We start from the raw sequence: 15,937 nt of genomic DNA, 5'->3' as shown, positions 1-15,937 counted from the left end.
TAACCAGTGTAATTTTTATTTAGTGGTCAAATTTCCATCTTTTTAAATATTTATAATTCAATGTGCTCACTTACGTATTTAACGTAAAAATAAGCGCTGAATTGCATAAAGAGAATTTATAGTTGTGGTGGTGTTTACTGACTGTATTTGAGGAAGGTGTTTAAAAATTACTGAGCTTACTGGGGTTTGTAAAAAGTTAAAGTAGGAAGAAAATAACTGTCCTACTTTAACGGAAGAAAGTGTCGCTTTAAGCTAGTGTACTGTTATAAAACTCAACGGGCTCATCAGAGCCCATAGCAACTGGAACTCGTTGATGTAAGCTGCTTGGTGCAATATCTAAAATTCGCTTGCCTCTTGAGGTGGCACTGCCGCCGGCATTTTCCATTAATAATGCAAGTGGATTGGCCTCGTAGAGTAATCTAATTTTGCCGTTTTCATTGCCGGTGCGCTTATCTTGAGGATATAAAAATAAACCTCCGCGACATAATATTCGATGAACATCACCAACCATTGCTGCATTCCAGCGCATTGAGCTTTTTTCAAAGCTCTCGCAGGTATAAAGCAATTTATCAAAGTACACTTGTGTTGGCTCATCCCAGTAGCGGTAATTTGCCATGTTAACCGCAAATTCTCGGCTTTGTTTTGGTACATTTAGCTGTTTATTAGTTAGTAGATATCCGCCATGAGTAGAATCTAACGTATAGCATCGTGTTGGGCCGCCAGTACTCATTACAAGTAATGAAGACGGGCCATATAAAACATAACCTGCGCAAACCTGATTAGTACCTGGTTGCTTAAATTGCTCGTCACTGTCATAAGCAACATCATCTCGTGCTGGGTAAATTGTAAATATGGTACCTATTTGGCCATTCACATCAATATTTGATGAACCATCGAGAGGGTCAAAAGCAACTATAAATTTGCCATCAGGGTGGGCCCCTACTACGTGATCCTCTTCTTCAGATGCTACAGACTTTACTAATGTGTCGTCTATTAATATATCTTTCAAAAGTTGATTAGCAATTACATCTAATTTTTTTTGTACTTCACCCTGAACATTTTCGTTTAACGTTGAACCTAAAACGCCAGCAAGTTCGCCTTGGCTTACTCTAAAAGCAATTTCTTTTGATGTCGCTAAAATAGTACGTATAAGTAAAATAAGGTCGGTTTCTACACCGTCTTCTTTTAATACTGTATTTAATCTTTTCATTAACTGTACCTATTTACACAATTAAGATCAGTAAAGCACTGTTCAAGCCTTGTAACCATACTTTGCTCAGAATGGCGAAGCCATACACGCGGGTCATAGTATTTTTTATTTGGCTTGTCGTCGCCATCAGGATTACCAATTTGACCTTGCAAATAAGCTTGCTTATCTTTGTAGTAATCTAAAATACCGTTCCAACACGCCCACTGTGTATCAGTGTCGATATTCATTTTTACTACGCCATAAGTTAATGATTCTGCAATTTTACTGTATTCAGAGCCACTACCACCATGAAACACAAAGTTAATTGAATTATTAGGCAAGTTGAACTTATCTGATACGTAAGCTTGAGAATCTTTTAAAATACTTGGCGTTAGTACAACATTGCCAGGCTTATACACACCATGAACATTGCCAAACGATGCGGCAATAATAAAGTTAGGGCTAATTTTACTTAATCGCTCATAAGCGAAAGCAACATCTTCGGGTTGCGTATATAAGGCCGAGCTATCTAGGTGGGAGTTATCAACACCATCTTCTTCACCGCCAGTACACCCTAACTCTATCTCAAGCGTCATTCCAATTTTAGCCATACGTGTAAGGTAGCGCTCACATATTTCTATATTTTCCTCAAGAGGCTCTTCTGAAAGGTCAATCATATGCGAACTAAATAGCGGCTTACCGGTTAAAGCAAAATGCCTTTCGCCCTCATCGAGTAAACCATCTATCCAAGGTAATAGCTTTTTAGCAGCATGATCGGTATGCAGCATAACGGGTACTTCGTAATGTGCAGCAACTGCGTGCACATACCTTGCTGCGCTAACTGCGCCAAGTACAGCGCCTTGCTGATCTGGCAACACTAAGCCTTTACCACAAAAAAATTGTGCGCCACCATTAGATAACTGAATGATGACTGGCGAACTCATTTTTTTGGCTGCTTCTAAGGTTGCGTTAATTGAGGTTGTACTTACAACATTAACTGCAGGTAAAGCATATTGGTTAGCACGAGCATGTTCGTATACCGCACTTACTTCGTCACCAACTATTACGCCTGGCAGTATTGCCGGGGCTAAATGTTCCATTGTAGGTTCCTTCTTACTTTATAGCTTCTATACACGAGTCAGTAATTGCTTGCCAGTTTTGCTCTTTAACCCATTCTTTTTTAGCGACCCATGTCCCACCTACTGCAAACACGTTGTTTAAAGATAGGTAGTCCATTTTGTTTTGCTCGCTTACGCCACCAGTTGGGCAAAAACTAACTTCTCTAAAAACACTTGATACAGCAGAAACAAACGACGCACCACCAGCTAGCGATGCCGGGAATAACTTTTGCTCTTTAAACCCATATTCAAGAGCCATTAAAATATCACCTGTGTTTGATACACCTGGTAAAACAGGCACGTTACACTTTGTAAGTGCACTTAATAGTTTAGGAGATACAGCTGGAGTTACAATAAAATCAGAACCTGCATCTATTGCTTGCTGTAAAATAGTTTCGTTTATAACTGTTCCTGCACCAACTTTAAGCTCAGGTACTTGCTCTTTTATAGCTTTTAACGCATCTAAAGATGCTTCTGTTCTTAGCACAACCTCAACCAGGGTAAGACCTGCATTAGCCATAGCTTTAGCAATTTGTACACCTTGCTCTGGGGTATCAGCTTGAATTATAGGTAGCAGTGTTTGCCCTGACATAAGTTCAGAAAAGCGAGTCATAACGTTGTTCCTTTATTTTAAGTAGTGCGGCCGAGGTATGGCGGCCTATAAATTTATTAAATGCCAGCTTTAGCCATAGCAAGCTGAAAAACATCTTTTGGTGCAATTGCGCCAGGTTGTTGAATAACAGCACCGGCTGCTTTAGCACCAAGTTGAACTGCATCAGCGATAGATTTGCCAGATAAACGTGCGCCTAAGTAAACGCCGTTAAATGCATCCCCTGCTGATGTTGTATCAACAACATTAGTAACTGGTATTATTGTGTGACTTTGAAGTGTGTTGTCTAATTGAGTAATAACCGACTCTGGGCCATTTTTAACGATAATTTCGTCTATGTTATATATTTTTAAATATTCAATTACGTCTTCAACACTATGAACATCGTAAAGGGTTGTTAAATCTTCAACGCCAGGCAGTGTTACATCAGCAAGACCAAATGCAAGGTCGTACTGCGTTTTAGTCTCATCAACACTATTCCACAAACGAGCACGGTAATTAGGATCGAATACTATTTTTACGCCAGCACTTTTAAGTTGTTTTACTACACGCCAAAAATCTTCACGTGCGTTTTCGTCAATTACAGCAAGTGAAATGCCTGAAAAGAAAAACATATCACCTTGTGAAAGCTGTTTCACAACGTCTGTATTTAAAAAACTAACTACTTTTTTAGCTGCTGAGTCGCTGCGCCAATAAGTAAAGCTACGCTCTCCAAAAGCATCTGTTTCTATGTAGTACATACCAGGTACTTTGCTATCGTGAGCAAATACAAACTGAGTATCTAGCTGTTCACTTTCAAAGCGCTCTAACATTTTTTTACTTAAGTTATCTTGCCCTAAAGCAGTAACTACTGAGGTCGCTACTTGAGGAAAACTACGCTTTAAATACACGGCAGAATTATAAACATCGCCTGCAAATGATTGGTGTAACGTTGCTGCGCTCATTGCTCTGAGCTCAACCATACACTCACCCATAAAGTAAATATTTTTCATTTGGGAAATTATCCTTTGTAATAAACTGCTATGCGCAGACACAGTCGTGTTGGCATAGCAGTTACTTTCAGATTATTCAGGCTTTTTAAGAGGTTCTATTTTTGGGATCAGTAACCATACTGCTGCCATAGCTATAATGGCAAGAGAAGCACCAATAATAAACGCAGGAGCGTAATTGCCGTCAGCTGTTAAAATTGGTACCAGTGAAGTAAGGCCTACCGCACCCAATTTAGCTGCCATGCCAGAGAAACCAGACAATGTACCCACTGCTTTTTTGCCAAGTAAATCGCTTGGAAGAGTTTGTACGTTACCAATAGCTGTTTGAAAGCCAAATAAGATAACAGCCATAATAAGAACAGCCGTTGTTGGACCGCCTGGGTTTGCCATTGCTAATAACGATGGCAACATAATTAAACAACCTAGGGTAATCGTAAGCTTACGTGTTTTATCTGTATTCCAACCGGCTTTTAAGCGGTTTTGCGCTAATAAACCACCAAACCACGCGCCAAACATTGCGCCAACATAAGGTACCCAACCGTATATACCAATAGATTTAACATCCATTGCATATACTTCGTTTAAGTAAATTGGTATCCAAAATACAAATAGCCACCAAATAGGATCAATCGCTGCAGAGGCAATAATTACACCCCAGCTTTGTTTACGCGATAGTAGCTCTTTAGTCGAAGGATTGTATTCTTCTTCATCTTCGCCAGTGACATCGCCATTATCATCAACACGTCTTTGACCTGTTAAAATATATTCACGCTCTTGTTCGGTGATCCACGGGTGAGCACCTGGTGGCGCTTTAACTAGGATGATCCACGGTACTAGCCATAAAAAGCCCAAAGCACCCACAAATACAAACACCATCTGCCAGCTAAAATACACGGTTAAATAGGCAATTAAAGGAATAGCAATAATGCCACCTATGGCTGCACCAGAGTTAAAAATCCCCTGTGCAAGCGCACGTTCTTTAGTAGGAAACCACTCTGCATTTCCTTTAGCAGCACCGGGCCAGTTACCCGCCTCTGCTACGCCTAAAATAGCGCGGAATATACTTAAGCTTAAAACACCTTGTGCAAAAGCATGAGCCACAGTTGCTAGCGACCACACACCAATTGACAATACAAAACCTAAGCGCGTGCCCACCCAGTCGAATATTTTACCGAAAATGGCTTGACCAAATGCGTAAGCAAATACAAATACAATAGAAATGTTCGCATAGATTTGTTTACGTTCTAATGCCGATTCATCTGGAAACATTTCTTCTACAATATCAGGCCATAAAACACTAAGTGCTTGGCGGTCTATGTAGTTAATAATGGTAGCAAGTGCAATCAGCACTATAACCCACCAGCGTAAGCCTTGAATTTTCATAGGTTAATCCTCAAGAAAGTCTTCACGCGCCGGGCTAAAGGTATCAATTAAAATACCGCCAGTTGGGCAAGTTGCACCATGATCTGCAAATGGTGGAATTAAACAGCTATCACCAGGTTTTAAAATTTTGGTTACGCCATCAATGTTAAAGTGAAACTCACCTTCAACTACATAAGTTACTTGAGAGTGTCTGTGAGCATGGTTATAACCAATAGCTCCTTTTTCAAACCAGATTTTAACGGCCATCAGCTCTTCGTTATATCCAAGCATTTGGCGTTTTAAACCGTTTCCTAAGTCTTCAATTTCGGTTTCGTTACCAAATGAAAAATGTGCGCTTTGCTTTTGCATCCTGTTTACTCCTGATTATTCTTCATCGCATAAACGCCAAGTCGGCCATTTAAGGTGAATGCTTTATTTTGATATGTGAAAGTGTGCTTGCTAGGGTTTGCTTGTGCAGCTTTATTAATCGCAACTAAATAAGATTTGCCCTTAATATCAACATTAACAAGTGTAAGCGTATCTTGTTCGCTGTAGCTAAGTGCCGTTACTCTGCTATTTGCTTCTAGCGTATATTCTTTACTTGGGTTGTACTCGCCATGCGGCTCTAAAATAGATATAAACTTATGCTGTTTAGCGCTATCTACTCGGCGAATAAAACCGTTTTCGTTACGTAAATTAAAGTGCGGGTCGTTTGCGCCTATTTGAGTAAATAAGAACGACTCATCTCCTTTAACTAAACTAGTTTGTGTATAAAAACGTCCGTTATCATTTAACCACGTTACCTTAGCTAGCCCTTGCTCAGGTTTTGCCTGTGCCTTAAGCCATAAATGCTGGTATCCGTTTTTATCACCCAATGCTGATAACTGCTTAGTGTTACCTGTTAATTCAAAACTTGTATCAATTAACTGACCTTTATAATGTAGCGGTAAATCAAGCTGATGTGCTTTATTTGCAGTTACATTAAACATATCTACAGCAATGGTACTGTCAAGCTCTGGCAGGTTAACAAGCGCTAAAGTACGCTCTAACTCAACACCTTTATAAGCTGTTTTTATTTGCCCACTTGATACTGTACCGTATTGATTGGTTTCGAAAAAATTAAGTGTTGGGTGGTTATTATTACCCACTTCAACATTTGCATTAAAGTGCGTGGTTTCATCAACAACAACGGTGTTGTGTGCAACTGTATGCTTTGCATAAGTCTCGTTTTCAGGTAAGTAACGACCACCATATTTAGCTTCTACATTTAAAAAGCGTGCAGCGCCGTAATCAGATACGATTTCATTACCATGATCGTAAAACTGCCATGTAAGCTTATCAAAATGACCATGGCCTAAACCTTGTGCGGCAGGTTTAAATAGCAATGCTTGATCGCCACCTACGTCACTGCGCATAACAACCAAAGCGCCTTGCTTACCATCGTTACCATCACCAAAAGCAACGGATTTAAATACATATGGCTTTTCTTGGCTTTTATCCAAAGCTTGAGCAACTTTTAAGCCATCACCCGTTAAAACAATTTGATTTTGCTTTTTAGCTACATCTAAATAGCCCGCATCATTTGTTAAACCGTAAGCCGCAGTAACCCCTTGCACAAGCTCTATAGTGTCAATACCTTTACTTTTTATGGCATCGTTTATAGGAAAAAACAAACCGTTATAACTAAGCTGAATAGTCGTATCGATTGCTTTTAATAATATGCCATCGCGGTATTCAAATATCTTTCTTTGAGGTTCGTTGTTTTCAATCGCTTTAGCAAACGTTACAAATGGTAATAATGCAAAACGTTGATAGTAAGGCCCTTCATTGTAATAGCCTTGGGGAGAAAACAGCATTTCTAGTTGCTTAACAAAACCACCCTTACCCGACTTTTTTAAATCAAATAATGATTTCTCTACCCACTCTGGCTCGTCTAATACATAACCAGCCATACCAACACCAGCTGTAGCCCATGTCCCATGGTTGTGTACTTTATTAAACGTAGAAGGTTGCCCTTCAGACATAAATAATGAAACCGGGCGCAATAAATCATCTTCGATAGTTTTTATATTCGCAGCGCTTAGCGTGTCATGTACTAGGTCATATGCTTGAATCGTGTATACAAGCCACATAGCTTCATTCAGGCTTTGCCAAAAAAGTTTACCTGGGTTTTGCGATTTCACTTTACGCTTTGGATGTACATCAAGCGTTGGGTATAACTGTGCGTATGCAATTAGCATATCGCGAACATAATTTGCGTATTTTTCATCTTTACTTAGCTGATAAATAACGCCCGCGTTGTACATCAGTTGGTAATTTTTTTTATGGCGTTCATGGGTATAACCACCACCACCATCTTTTGGAACTGGTACAGTGATAGGTTGTGCTATTTGCTCATCTACCTGCGCTTTTAATGACTCAAACGCTGTAGCAAATTGGCTCTCGCTGTTAGTGCTAATAGCTTGACGCATGTGTTGTACATCGTCGTTAGTGATTACCAAATTAGGATGCACAGCATGTGCATTTAAAGATAATAACAAGGCTGCAGTTACGCCGGCTGTTTTAAAATATGTTTTGCTTCGAGATAAATTCATCATTATTACCCCGCCTTATTTAAAACGTTATTATTTTTAATTACAGCAGTATGCGGACCCGCCACTCTTAACTCTTTCACACTTGGAGATTGAGTTGCATTAAATGTATTATTTGAAATTTCTGTTTTAGGCTCACCTACGGTGTGCTCTACTACTACTGGAGCCGATTTAATAAACTTATTGCTTTTGATATTCGTAACCTGAACACCATGTACATAAACACTCGCTTGCTCTTTATTTCGCTTACCTAAGCCTACATTGTTTAATGTGTTGTTGCTCATTTGAAGGTGAGGACCAAAAGTACTTTCATCACTGCCGCCACGATAAAGCTTAAGCAAAGCGCCATCCACATTGTCGAATGTGTTATTTTTTACAATAACGTACTCAGCATTATAAATGCCTAAGTCTTCAATTTCGGTATTTAGGCTAATTACATTACCCGTTACGTTATCGAATGTATTACTTGTTAGCACAACTTCATCAGCCATCGCGCCTTTGCCAGTAACAAAAAAGTGAAATGAATGATTAATATCTAAATGTGTGATTTTAGAGTTATGCATTTCAAAGCGGTAGTTTTCAATCATGCCCCACTTTTTAGTACGCACAACACTATTATTTATCGCATCTGGTGCATTTTCACCGGAAATACTAAGCCCATCGAGCTTTAAGCTACCGCCATCGTGAATTTCAAATAATGTAGAACGTTGAAAAGTAAGCTTAGCTTGGCCTAAATTTTTAGCTTTAATGGTGAGCGCTTTATCAATCTTAACAAGCTTAGACACATCATATTGCCCATTATCAAGCTCTAAAACATCACCTGATTGGGCGTTTTCGATAGCCGTTAATAAAGCACTTGCGCTGGCAGTTACCGTATGAGTTTTGCCTGAGTCAAACTTTACTAAAGCAGGTACTTTTGGATACCAGCTAACACCTGTATCTTCTTTTTTAAGTACTTTTAGACCTCGTTTTGCACCCGCTTTAATGTTAGTAGATTCTGGATAAAGCAAACCATTATCCGCTTTACTTAAAGCGATAGTGTGTGTTTTTACACCATAAGCTAACTCATCGAGTACTTTAGTGTTTGCAACGTTATTACTAAAAGCAATACCGCTTACATCATCAAATGTAGTAAATGGCTGCTGCTTATTTTGGTTAATAATAAGGTTATTTTTCATAACGCTATTTTTAGGTGCAGCACTTCGCTCAGCATCACTGCCGGCAGCAAGTTGTATGTGCTGAACGTTTACAAATGTATTGTTTTCAATGGTTGCGTTTTCTACTTGGTGATAACGATTTATCGATGAATTTGGTACACCGTTCATTACTGTAAAACCACTACCAAAACGGTAACCCGTTAAACCTTCTAAGTAGTTATTTTTAACAATTTGGTCTTTATTAATAACGCGAATACCACCGGTGTGATCTACCCCATTACCCAAGAAAATGTTTTCTTCAATAAGGTTACCGTTACCATGTCGAAGCGTTAACGTACCGCGCGCTTCAAAAAATACGTTATTACGAATAATATTTTTGCCTGACTTAACCGAAATAATTTCTACTTCACCGTTAGTACGCTCAAAATAATTGTTCTCTACTAATGTGTGTGAATCAGTTAATGAGTAATGGCTGGTACCAATGCGAAGTGTTTCGCCACCGTTTGAACCAAATGTAGGGCGGTAACCAAAAAAGTTATTATCAATCTTGTGGTAATTTTGTTGGCTTTGCTCTGTATTTAAACGAACTGCAACAGTAACCCCTTTATTACGCTTACCGACTAAATGACTGTGGTCAAACTGGTTGTGCTGGCCATATAACGCAACCCAGTAATCTGACTCGCGTTTGTCTGGGTTATTGTAATTATCGATTACCACTTGAGTTACGCGTGAGTTATAAGCTAATTTACTTTTATTTTTACGAAATTCAATAACTGCAGAACTTGGTGTATAGCCATTTTTGAATACTAAACCCGAAACCTCTAAGTATTTACCTGCAAGTCTTAGGTTTGATTGTCCAGATAAAATTACTTTGCCGTTTGTTTCTGCGGTTAATAAAATAGGAGAGTTTTGTGTACCTTGGCCTTCAAGTAGGATTTCGAAGTCAGACCATGTACCATTTTTAAGGATTACTTTGTCGCCTGCGACTAAGTTAGAAGAAATATCACTGAAAGCTTGCTTATCATCTACAAAATAATCTTTGGCTGCTAATTGTGTAGATATACAACCAATGAGAACTAAGCTTAGCTTTATTGTGTTAATCAAACGCATAGTTAACTCTTTATATTGTGACTCGAATTAGGCTCTATGAATATTTAAATATGTTTTTACAAAGCAGGCTAAATCTCGTCAATCGATAGTGTGTGTGTGGGCGCTTAAACTATATAGTTAAGCGCCATATGTTGAGTCTTTATTACTTATTTAATTGCTTAAAGTAATCAAAGATCTCTGGTACGTTGCCTTGACCCATGCCCGCATCAAATGCAGCTTGTAGGTTAGCTGATGAACCTTCAGCAATTTTTGATTCAGTGCCTAGGTCTTCAACCATTTGAAGGAAGTAACCTAAATCTTTGTTTGCATTAGCAATAGAAAAACCAAGGTCACTTACATCGTCAACCGCGTAGTTTTTACAAAATTGCATAAATGGTGAGTTTGAAGGACCAGTAGACATAATGTCGAAAAGTTGCTGACGATCAACGCCTGCACGATCGGCTACTGCAAAAGCTTGTGACATTGCACATACAGTTGTCATACCCATAAAGTTATTAATTAACTTAGTAGTATGGCCTGCACCTAGTTCACCAAGGTGGAATACATTTTCGCCTTGATCTTCAAGTACTGGTTTAACTTTATTAAATGTATCAATATCGCCAGCTGCCATGATGTTTAATAGACCATCTTTAGCGTGTGCAGGTGTACGACCAAGCGGAGCATCAATCATGCCTGCGCCTTTAGCTGCTAAATCAGCACCAATTTTTTTAGTAGATGATGGAATAGAAGTACCAAAATCAACTAATACGGCGCCTTCTTTAATACCTGCTAAGATACCGTCTTCTGCGTAAACAATTTTTTCTACAACAGCTGACGTTGTAAGACAAAACATAACAATATCTGAACCTTCAGCTAGCTCTTTTGCAGTGCTTGCTGTTTTTGCGCCTCTAGCAACACATGCTGCAACCGCATCTTTGCTAAGGTCCATAACAATTAGCTCATAGCCTTTGTTTTGTAAATTTTCGGCCATATTGCCGCCCATTAAGCCTAAGCCGATGAAACCGATGACAGGTTTTGACATGAATAACTCCTAAATATGTTGGCGCATACTTTTATGAGTACGAGTAAAAGTTACTCTATAAATAAATACGCTGTGTCTTTTGTTTCAATTTGTAGAGTAGATTTTAGCTTGAGTTATTTTATTAATTAACCTGTGCAAAAATGTAACTCTGATTAATTACCAATACATTGTATTCACTCAAACCAAGCAACTTACCAATTGGTATGCAAAAACTGTATTACCATACATGTTTTTTGTCAACCAATAAGTTAACCACGTAAATATGTATATTTTGCAACCGCTTTAACATGAAAAGTAATTTTAATTAAAATACAATTACTTACACTTAATACGGAGCTTATTTTACTGGTCATTTTTTGTTAGCAATATTGTTACTTTTTTTATACCAATGGGTTGACCAATACTTACCCTTTCATTACCAAAACATATAAAACCTAGTTAACTGACTTTAAGTTTGGTCATTTAAGGTTGCTATTCTTGGTCAATTTTTATTTTAAAGATTGTATTTATGGCTCTTTTAAAACTTCGATTTATATTTAATTTAAGCACACGACTTAGATTACAAAAGCCTTTAAAAAGAATAAAATGTACGCTTATTATATTAAATAACGTGCCAGTAGGTGCGATATAACAGCCGTCACTGTTTGATGAGAATGGTTTAAATACCTCTACAGCAATTTCTGAAGCACTTTTATTTAGTAGCTACTGTTTAGTGAAGGGCTTTAAACTAAAAATAACGAGGGAATTAAAATGCGCTTATTACACACCATGTTACGTGTAGCCGACCTAGATAAGTCGATTGCTTTTTATACACAAGTATTAGGTATGCAGGAGCTACGCCGCTCTCAAAACGAGGAGTATCGTTACACTCTCGCTTTTATTGGTTATGGAAAAGAAGAAAGTAATACCGTTTTAGAGCTTACATATAATTGGGATAAGGATAGCTACGACCTAGGCAATGCTTACGGACATATAGCTATTGAATTTGATGATATTTACAAAGCATGTGATGCGATAAAAGCTGCTGGCGGTAATGTGAGTCGCGAACCAGGCCCTGTAAAAGGCGGCACAACAGAAATTGCCTTTGTTAAAGACCCTGATGGCTATTCAATTGAGCTTATTCAGAAAAAAGAAAATATGAGTGAGTTTTAATAATTTGTTTAAAAGTAAAGGTGCCCTTGGCACCTTTTACCGTAATTGACTATCTTTACTGGCACGACGATTGACGCCATTCAATTTTTTACCCTGAGCTTCGAGTTCGCTTTGGCACGAAACACAATACCTCACCCCGGGCAAAGCTAATCTTCTCGCTTGAGGGATTTTACAATCACATTCATCACAATACTCAGCACTGGCTCCAGATATTAAGTTTTGCCTTGCATATTGCACTGCATCATTGACACTCGCATCAATTTGATCTTGAATTGCGCCATCACGCGCCCAACCACTGGCCATAATTATCTCCTAAAATAGTAATAGGTTAGTTTTATGCTAGCAATGGAATGCTTTATTAGTGCTGAATAAAAAAAGCAGCTAAAAAGCTGCTTTATCATACCGATTATTCAATTTTAAAGGCTGTAGTCAACAACCTCCATACCTAATTTTTCAAGCTCTGGACGAAGTTTTTTAGCATCACCCACGACTAAATAAATCATGTCTTTAGTATTTAAATGTTTTTTAGCCAAGGCGTTAACTTCTTCTTTACTAATAATACTAACAATCTTATTTCTTTCTTTTACAAAGCTAGGTTTTAAATCGAACTCTAATATTTGTGCCAAAAAGCCAAGTTTTGCGTTAGGCGTTTCGTATTTAAGGGCATCTTTTTGGTTAATAGCTTTACGCATAAACATAAGCTCTTCGTCTGTTATGCCATTTTTAGCGTAATTATTAAGCTCATTAGTAAACTCGGTAATAGACGCAGCAGTCGAATCAGCTCTTACTGCTGCAGAGGCTGTAAAACCACCTGATGTTTTATCACCCCAAAAACGTGAACGAGCACCATATGTATAGCCTTTATCCTCTCGAAGGTTTAAGTTAATACGGCTATTAAACGTTCCACCCAAAGCGAAGTTCATTAAATTTGCTTTAAAAAACTCACCTGTAATATCTTCAACCATATCGCGTTTACCGATACGAATTTCTGATTGCGGCGCACCGGGTTTATCTACAAGATAAATTACGTTTGTTTGAACGTTAGGCTCGGTAAAGTCTACATCAAAACTTTGGCCTTTACCTTGCCAGTTAGCAAGTGCTGATTTAACTTTTGGTTCGACAGCAGCTTCACTTAAATCTGACACTATAATGACTTGAGCGCCTTGTGGTTTAAAGTTGGCTTTATAAAAGCTTTTAACATCAGCAAGTGTAATTGCTTCTATACTTTGCACAGTGCCACTGCTAGGCAAAGAAGCTATACTGGTACCATATAGCAACTTGCTATATGTATTTGAGGCTAAATAGCCAGCATCTTTCATTGAATGTTGAATATTTTGAATGCTTTGTTGTTTGTTGCGTTCAAAATCTTCGCTGTTAAATGCTGGTTTAAATAGCTTTTCTTCAACTAATTTTAAAGTTGCATCTAGATTCTTTGTTAAACTAGATACATATATATTGGTATGAGTCTTGTCTGAGTAAATACTAATTTGGCTTCCTAGCTTTTCTAGTGCATTACTCATTTGCTCCGTTGTATAATTTTGTGTGGACTCACTCATAAGTGATGCCGTCATTGACGATAAACCCACTTTACTGCTCTGCTCGTTATAAAAGCCACCCGGTACTTTAATAAATACAGCCGTAGTGGGTGTTTCGGTGCTTTGAGTGCCTAATATTTTAATACCGTTGTCGGTCTTAGTTTGCCAAAGCGCAGGTACGTCTACAGCAGGGTTTACACCCGCTACAGGCTGAACACTTCTATCAAACGTATCAACAGCTCTTCGGGCGACTAGATCATCAGCAGAGGTTGTAGATGGGCCGCCAAAGTCATGCTTTTTAGGAGTGAAATTATCTGGAGCGGCTATAAGCTGAGTTTGCCCTTCTGGAACTACACTCATAATAACTGCTGACTTACCTTTAATGTATTGATTAAATACACGCATAACATCTGCTTTTGTCACACTGTTATAGCGTGAAATTTCAGCCTTAGTTGAGTTTGGATTGCCCGTAAATGTTTCTGATGCGGCAAGTTGAGATACCTTCCCAGATACGCTTTGTAAGCCAAATATTGCACCCGATTCTATTTTTGCTTTTACTTTGTCTAAATCATCTTGTTTAACACCGCGCTTTTCAAATTCAGTAAATGAATCACGTATAATTTTTTCCATATCAGCTAACGTTTTACCTGATGTGGGGTTTGGTAAAGCATAAATACTAATTGAGCATGATAACTCTTGGCATGGGTGATTGGCACTGGCTTGAACTGCAAGTTGAGTCTTTACTAAGTTTTTATAAAGTAATGAGTTATTGCCACCACCTAAAATTTCGGCAAGTATATCTAGTGGTGCTTCATCCTCAGAGCGAGCATAAGTCGTTGGAAAACTCATTGCCAGTAAAGGTAAATGAACTTTATCTTCCATCGATATATATCTATCTGCATCAAGTGTTACTGCTGTTTTTTCAACTTTAGGTATTTCAGGTCCTTTAGGGATTGGTCCAAAATATTTAGTTACTAGTGGCAATATTTCATTGGCACTAATGTCACCACCAATGGTAAGAGTTGCATTATTAGGACCATACCATTTTGAAAAGAATGCTTTTAAATCATTAACATTCACACGATTTAGATCGTCCATAAATCCAATAACAGGCCACGAATACGGATGTCCATCTGGGTACATTGCTTGTGCCATACGCTCACCTAAACGACCATAAGGACGATTATCGATACGTTGACCTCGTTCATTTTTTACAGTTTCTCGTTGTACTTCAAATTTTTCTTGAGTCACAGCATCTAATAAAAAGCCCATTCTGTCAGACTCTAACCACAACATCTTTTCTAACTGATTTACAGGCACTGTTTCAAAGTAATTAGTACGGTCTGAATTAGTCGTACCATTTAAAGTACCACCTGCTTCTGAGATTATTTTAAAGTGCTCTTCGTCTGCAACATTTTCAGATCCTTGAAACATCATATGCTCAAAAAAATGAGCAAAACCTGACTTACCAAGTTCTTCACGAGCAGATCCAACATGATAAGTAACATCAACGTGCACAAGTGGATCTGAATGATCTTCATGCACTATAACTGTTAGACCATTATCAAGTTTATATTTTTTATAAGGTATGTTGATATCGTTAGGATTAGCTTGAACAGATTCTATGAGTGTAACGCCTGGAATTGATACCTCTGCTACTGTATTTTTATCAATTGCTTGGGTTGAGCTATTACAAGCAGCTAACCCTGATGCTAATAATACTGCAAGTGCTATTTTTGAGAGTTTCATTTTTTAGTCCATTTTTAATTAACTCAATGAGTTTAAGGACTAAGTAGACTTACAACAAGTCGTATCGGAATGAGATTGCTATGGTTTTGTAACTAAGTGTAAACACTTAATCTTTACGAGAAGATAAAATTTAGGAGGAAATTTATGGATATCTTAATAACACTTCACTTGCGTATTGAATAAGTAAATGGCGCCTCAAAGAGATTAGTACTCTAATAACGTCGTGCATAGTAGAGTGTGGTGTCACACTGCTAATACATTACTTAAAATAAGTAAGTGGCGTCCCCAAGGGGATTCGAACCCCTGTTACCGCCGTGAAAGGGCGGTGTCCTAGGCCTCTAGACGATGGGGACA

12 protein-coding genes and 1 tRNA gene are annotated in these 15,937 nt (G+C 38.3%); 1 reads left to right on the top strand and 12 read right to left on the bottom strand.

What is annotated here, in order from left to right; genetic code table 11:
- Window positions 1-247 precede the first annotated feature (247 nt).
- The 9 genes from ATS74_RS06365 to ATS74_RS06325 form a co-directional block, all read right to left on the bottom strand.
- On the bottom strand, window positions 248-1,210 hold the full coding sequence (locus ATS74_RS06365) for a class 1 fructose-bisphosphatase (RefSeq protein WP_058548096.1): 963 nt from the start codon (window positions 1,208-1,210) through the stop codon (window positions 248-250).
- On the bottom strand, window positions 1,210-2,289 hold the full coding sequence (gene fbaA / locus ATS74_RS06360; protein WP_058548095.1) for a class II fructose-bisphosphate aldolase: 1,080 nt from the start codon (window positions 2,287-2,289) through the stop codon (window positions 1,210-1,212). Before fbaA ends, ATS74_RS06365 begins: the two co-directional genes overlap by 1 nt.
- A gap of 13 nt (window positions 2,290-2,302) precedes the next feature.
- Window positions 2,303-2,920, bottom strand: a complete 618-nt coding sequence (eda, locus tag ATS74_RS06355) for a bifunctional 4-hydroxy-2-oxoglutarate aldolase/2-dehydro-3-deoxy-phosphogluconate aldolase (RefSeq protein WP_058548094.1) — start codon at window positions 2,918-2,920, stop codon at window positions 2,303-2,305.
- A 56-nt stretch (window positions 2,921-2,976) separates the two neighbouring features.
- Window positions 2,977-3,909 carry a sugar kinase gene (locus ATS74_RS06350; protein WP_058548093.1) on the bottom strand — a complete coding sequence of 311 codons (933 nt, stop codon included), beginning with the start codon at window positions 3,907-3,909 and terminating at the stop codon, window positions 2,977-2,979.
- Between the two features lie 72 nt (window positions 3,910-3,981).
- Complete coding sequence (locus ATS74_RS06345; protein ID WP_058548092.1) at window positions 3,982-5,289, bottom strand: MFS transporter; 1,308 nt, start codon at window positions 5,287-5,289, stop codon at window positions 3,982-3,984.
- Between the two features lie 3 nt (window positions 5,290-5,292).
- Window positions 5,293-5,637 carry a cupin domain-containing protein gene (locus tag ATS74_RS06340; protein ID WP_024609426.1) on the bottom strand — a complete coding sequence of 115 codons (345 nt, stop codon included), beginning with the start codon at window positions 5,635-5,637 and terminating at the stop codon, window positions 5,293-5,295.
- A 5-nt stretch (window positions 5,638-5,642) separates the two neighbouring features.
- A complete protein-coding gene (locus ATS74_RS06335) occupies window positions 5,643-7,862 on the bottom strand; it encodes a heparinase II/III domain-containing protein (protein WP_058548156.1) in 2,220 nt (739 codons plus the stop codon).
- Window positions 7,863-7,867: 5 nt separating this feature from the next.
- The gene (locus ATS74_RS06330; protein WP_058548091.1) at window positions 7,868-10,126 is read right to left on the bottom strand and encodes a polysaccharide lyase 6 family protein; all 2,259 of its coding nucleotides are present in this window, start codon (window positions 10,124-10,126) and stop codon (window positions 7,868-7,870) included.
- Between the two features lie 142 nt (window positions 10,127-10,268).
- Window positions 10,269-11,147, bottom strand: coding sequence for an NAD(P)-dependent oxidoreductase (locus ATS74_RS06325; RefSeq protein ID WP_058548090.1), 879 nt, complete (start codon window positions 11,145-11,147; stop codon window positions 10,269-10,271).
- 750 nt (window positions 11,148-11,897) lie between these two features.
- On the opposite strand from ATS74_RS06325, the gene gloA reads away from it, so the two are divergent.
- Window positions 11,898-12,299, top strand: coding sequence for a lactoylglutathione lyase (gene gloA, locus ATS74_RS06320; RefSeq protein ID WP_058548089.1), 402 nt, complete (start codon window positions 11,898-11,900; stop codon window positions 12,297-12,299).
- Between the two features lie 36 nt (window positions 12,300-12,335).
- On the opposite strand, the gene ATS74_RS06315 is transcribed toward gloA, so the two are convergent.
- The 3 genes from ATS74_RS06315 to ATS74_RS06305 all read right to left on the bottom strand — a co-directional run bounded on the left by ATS74_RS06315 (window position 12,336) and on the right by ATS74_RS06305 (window position 15,936).
- A complete protein-coding gene (locus ATS74_RS06315; protein ID WP_058548088.1) occupies window positions 12,336-12,602 on the bottom strand; it encodes a DksA/TraR family C4-type zinc finger protein in 267 nt (88 codons plus the stop codon).
- A gap of 113 nt (window positions 12,603-12,715) precedes the next feature.
- A complete protein-coding gene (locus ATS74_RS06310; RefSeq protein ID WP_058548087.1) occupies window positions 12,716-15,583 on the bottom strand; it encodes a M16 family metallopeptidase in 2,868 nt (955 codons plus the stop codon).
- 277 nt (window positions 15,584-15,860) lie between these two features.
- Window positions 15,861-15,936 (bottom strand) — tRNA-Glu (locus tag ATS74_RS06305).
- Window position 15,937 lies beyond the last annotated feature (1 nt).

This window comes from Pseudoalteromonas sp. H103, from assembly GCF_001469205.1.
GTDB classification, from domain to species: domain Bacteria; phylum Pseudomonadota; class Gammaproteobacteria; order Enterobacterales; family Alteromonadaceae; genus Pseudoalteromonas; species Pseudoalteromonas carrageenovora.
Note: the sequence above shows the minus strand (reverse complement) of the source record. Positions and strands in the feature narration are given on the sequence as shown.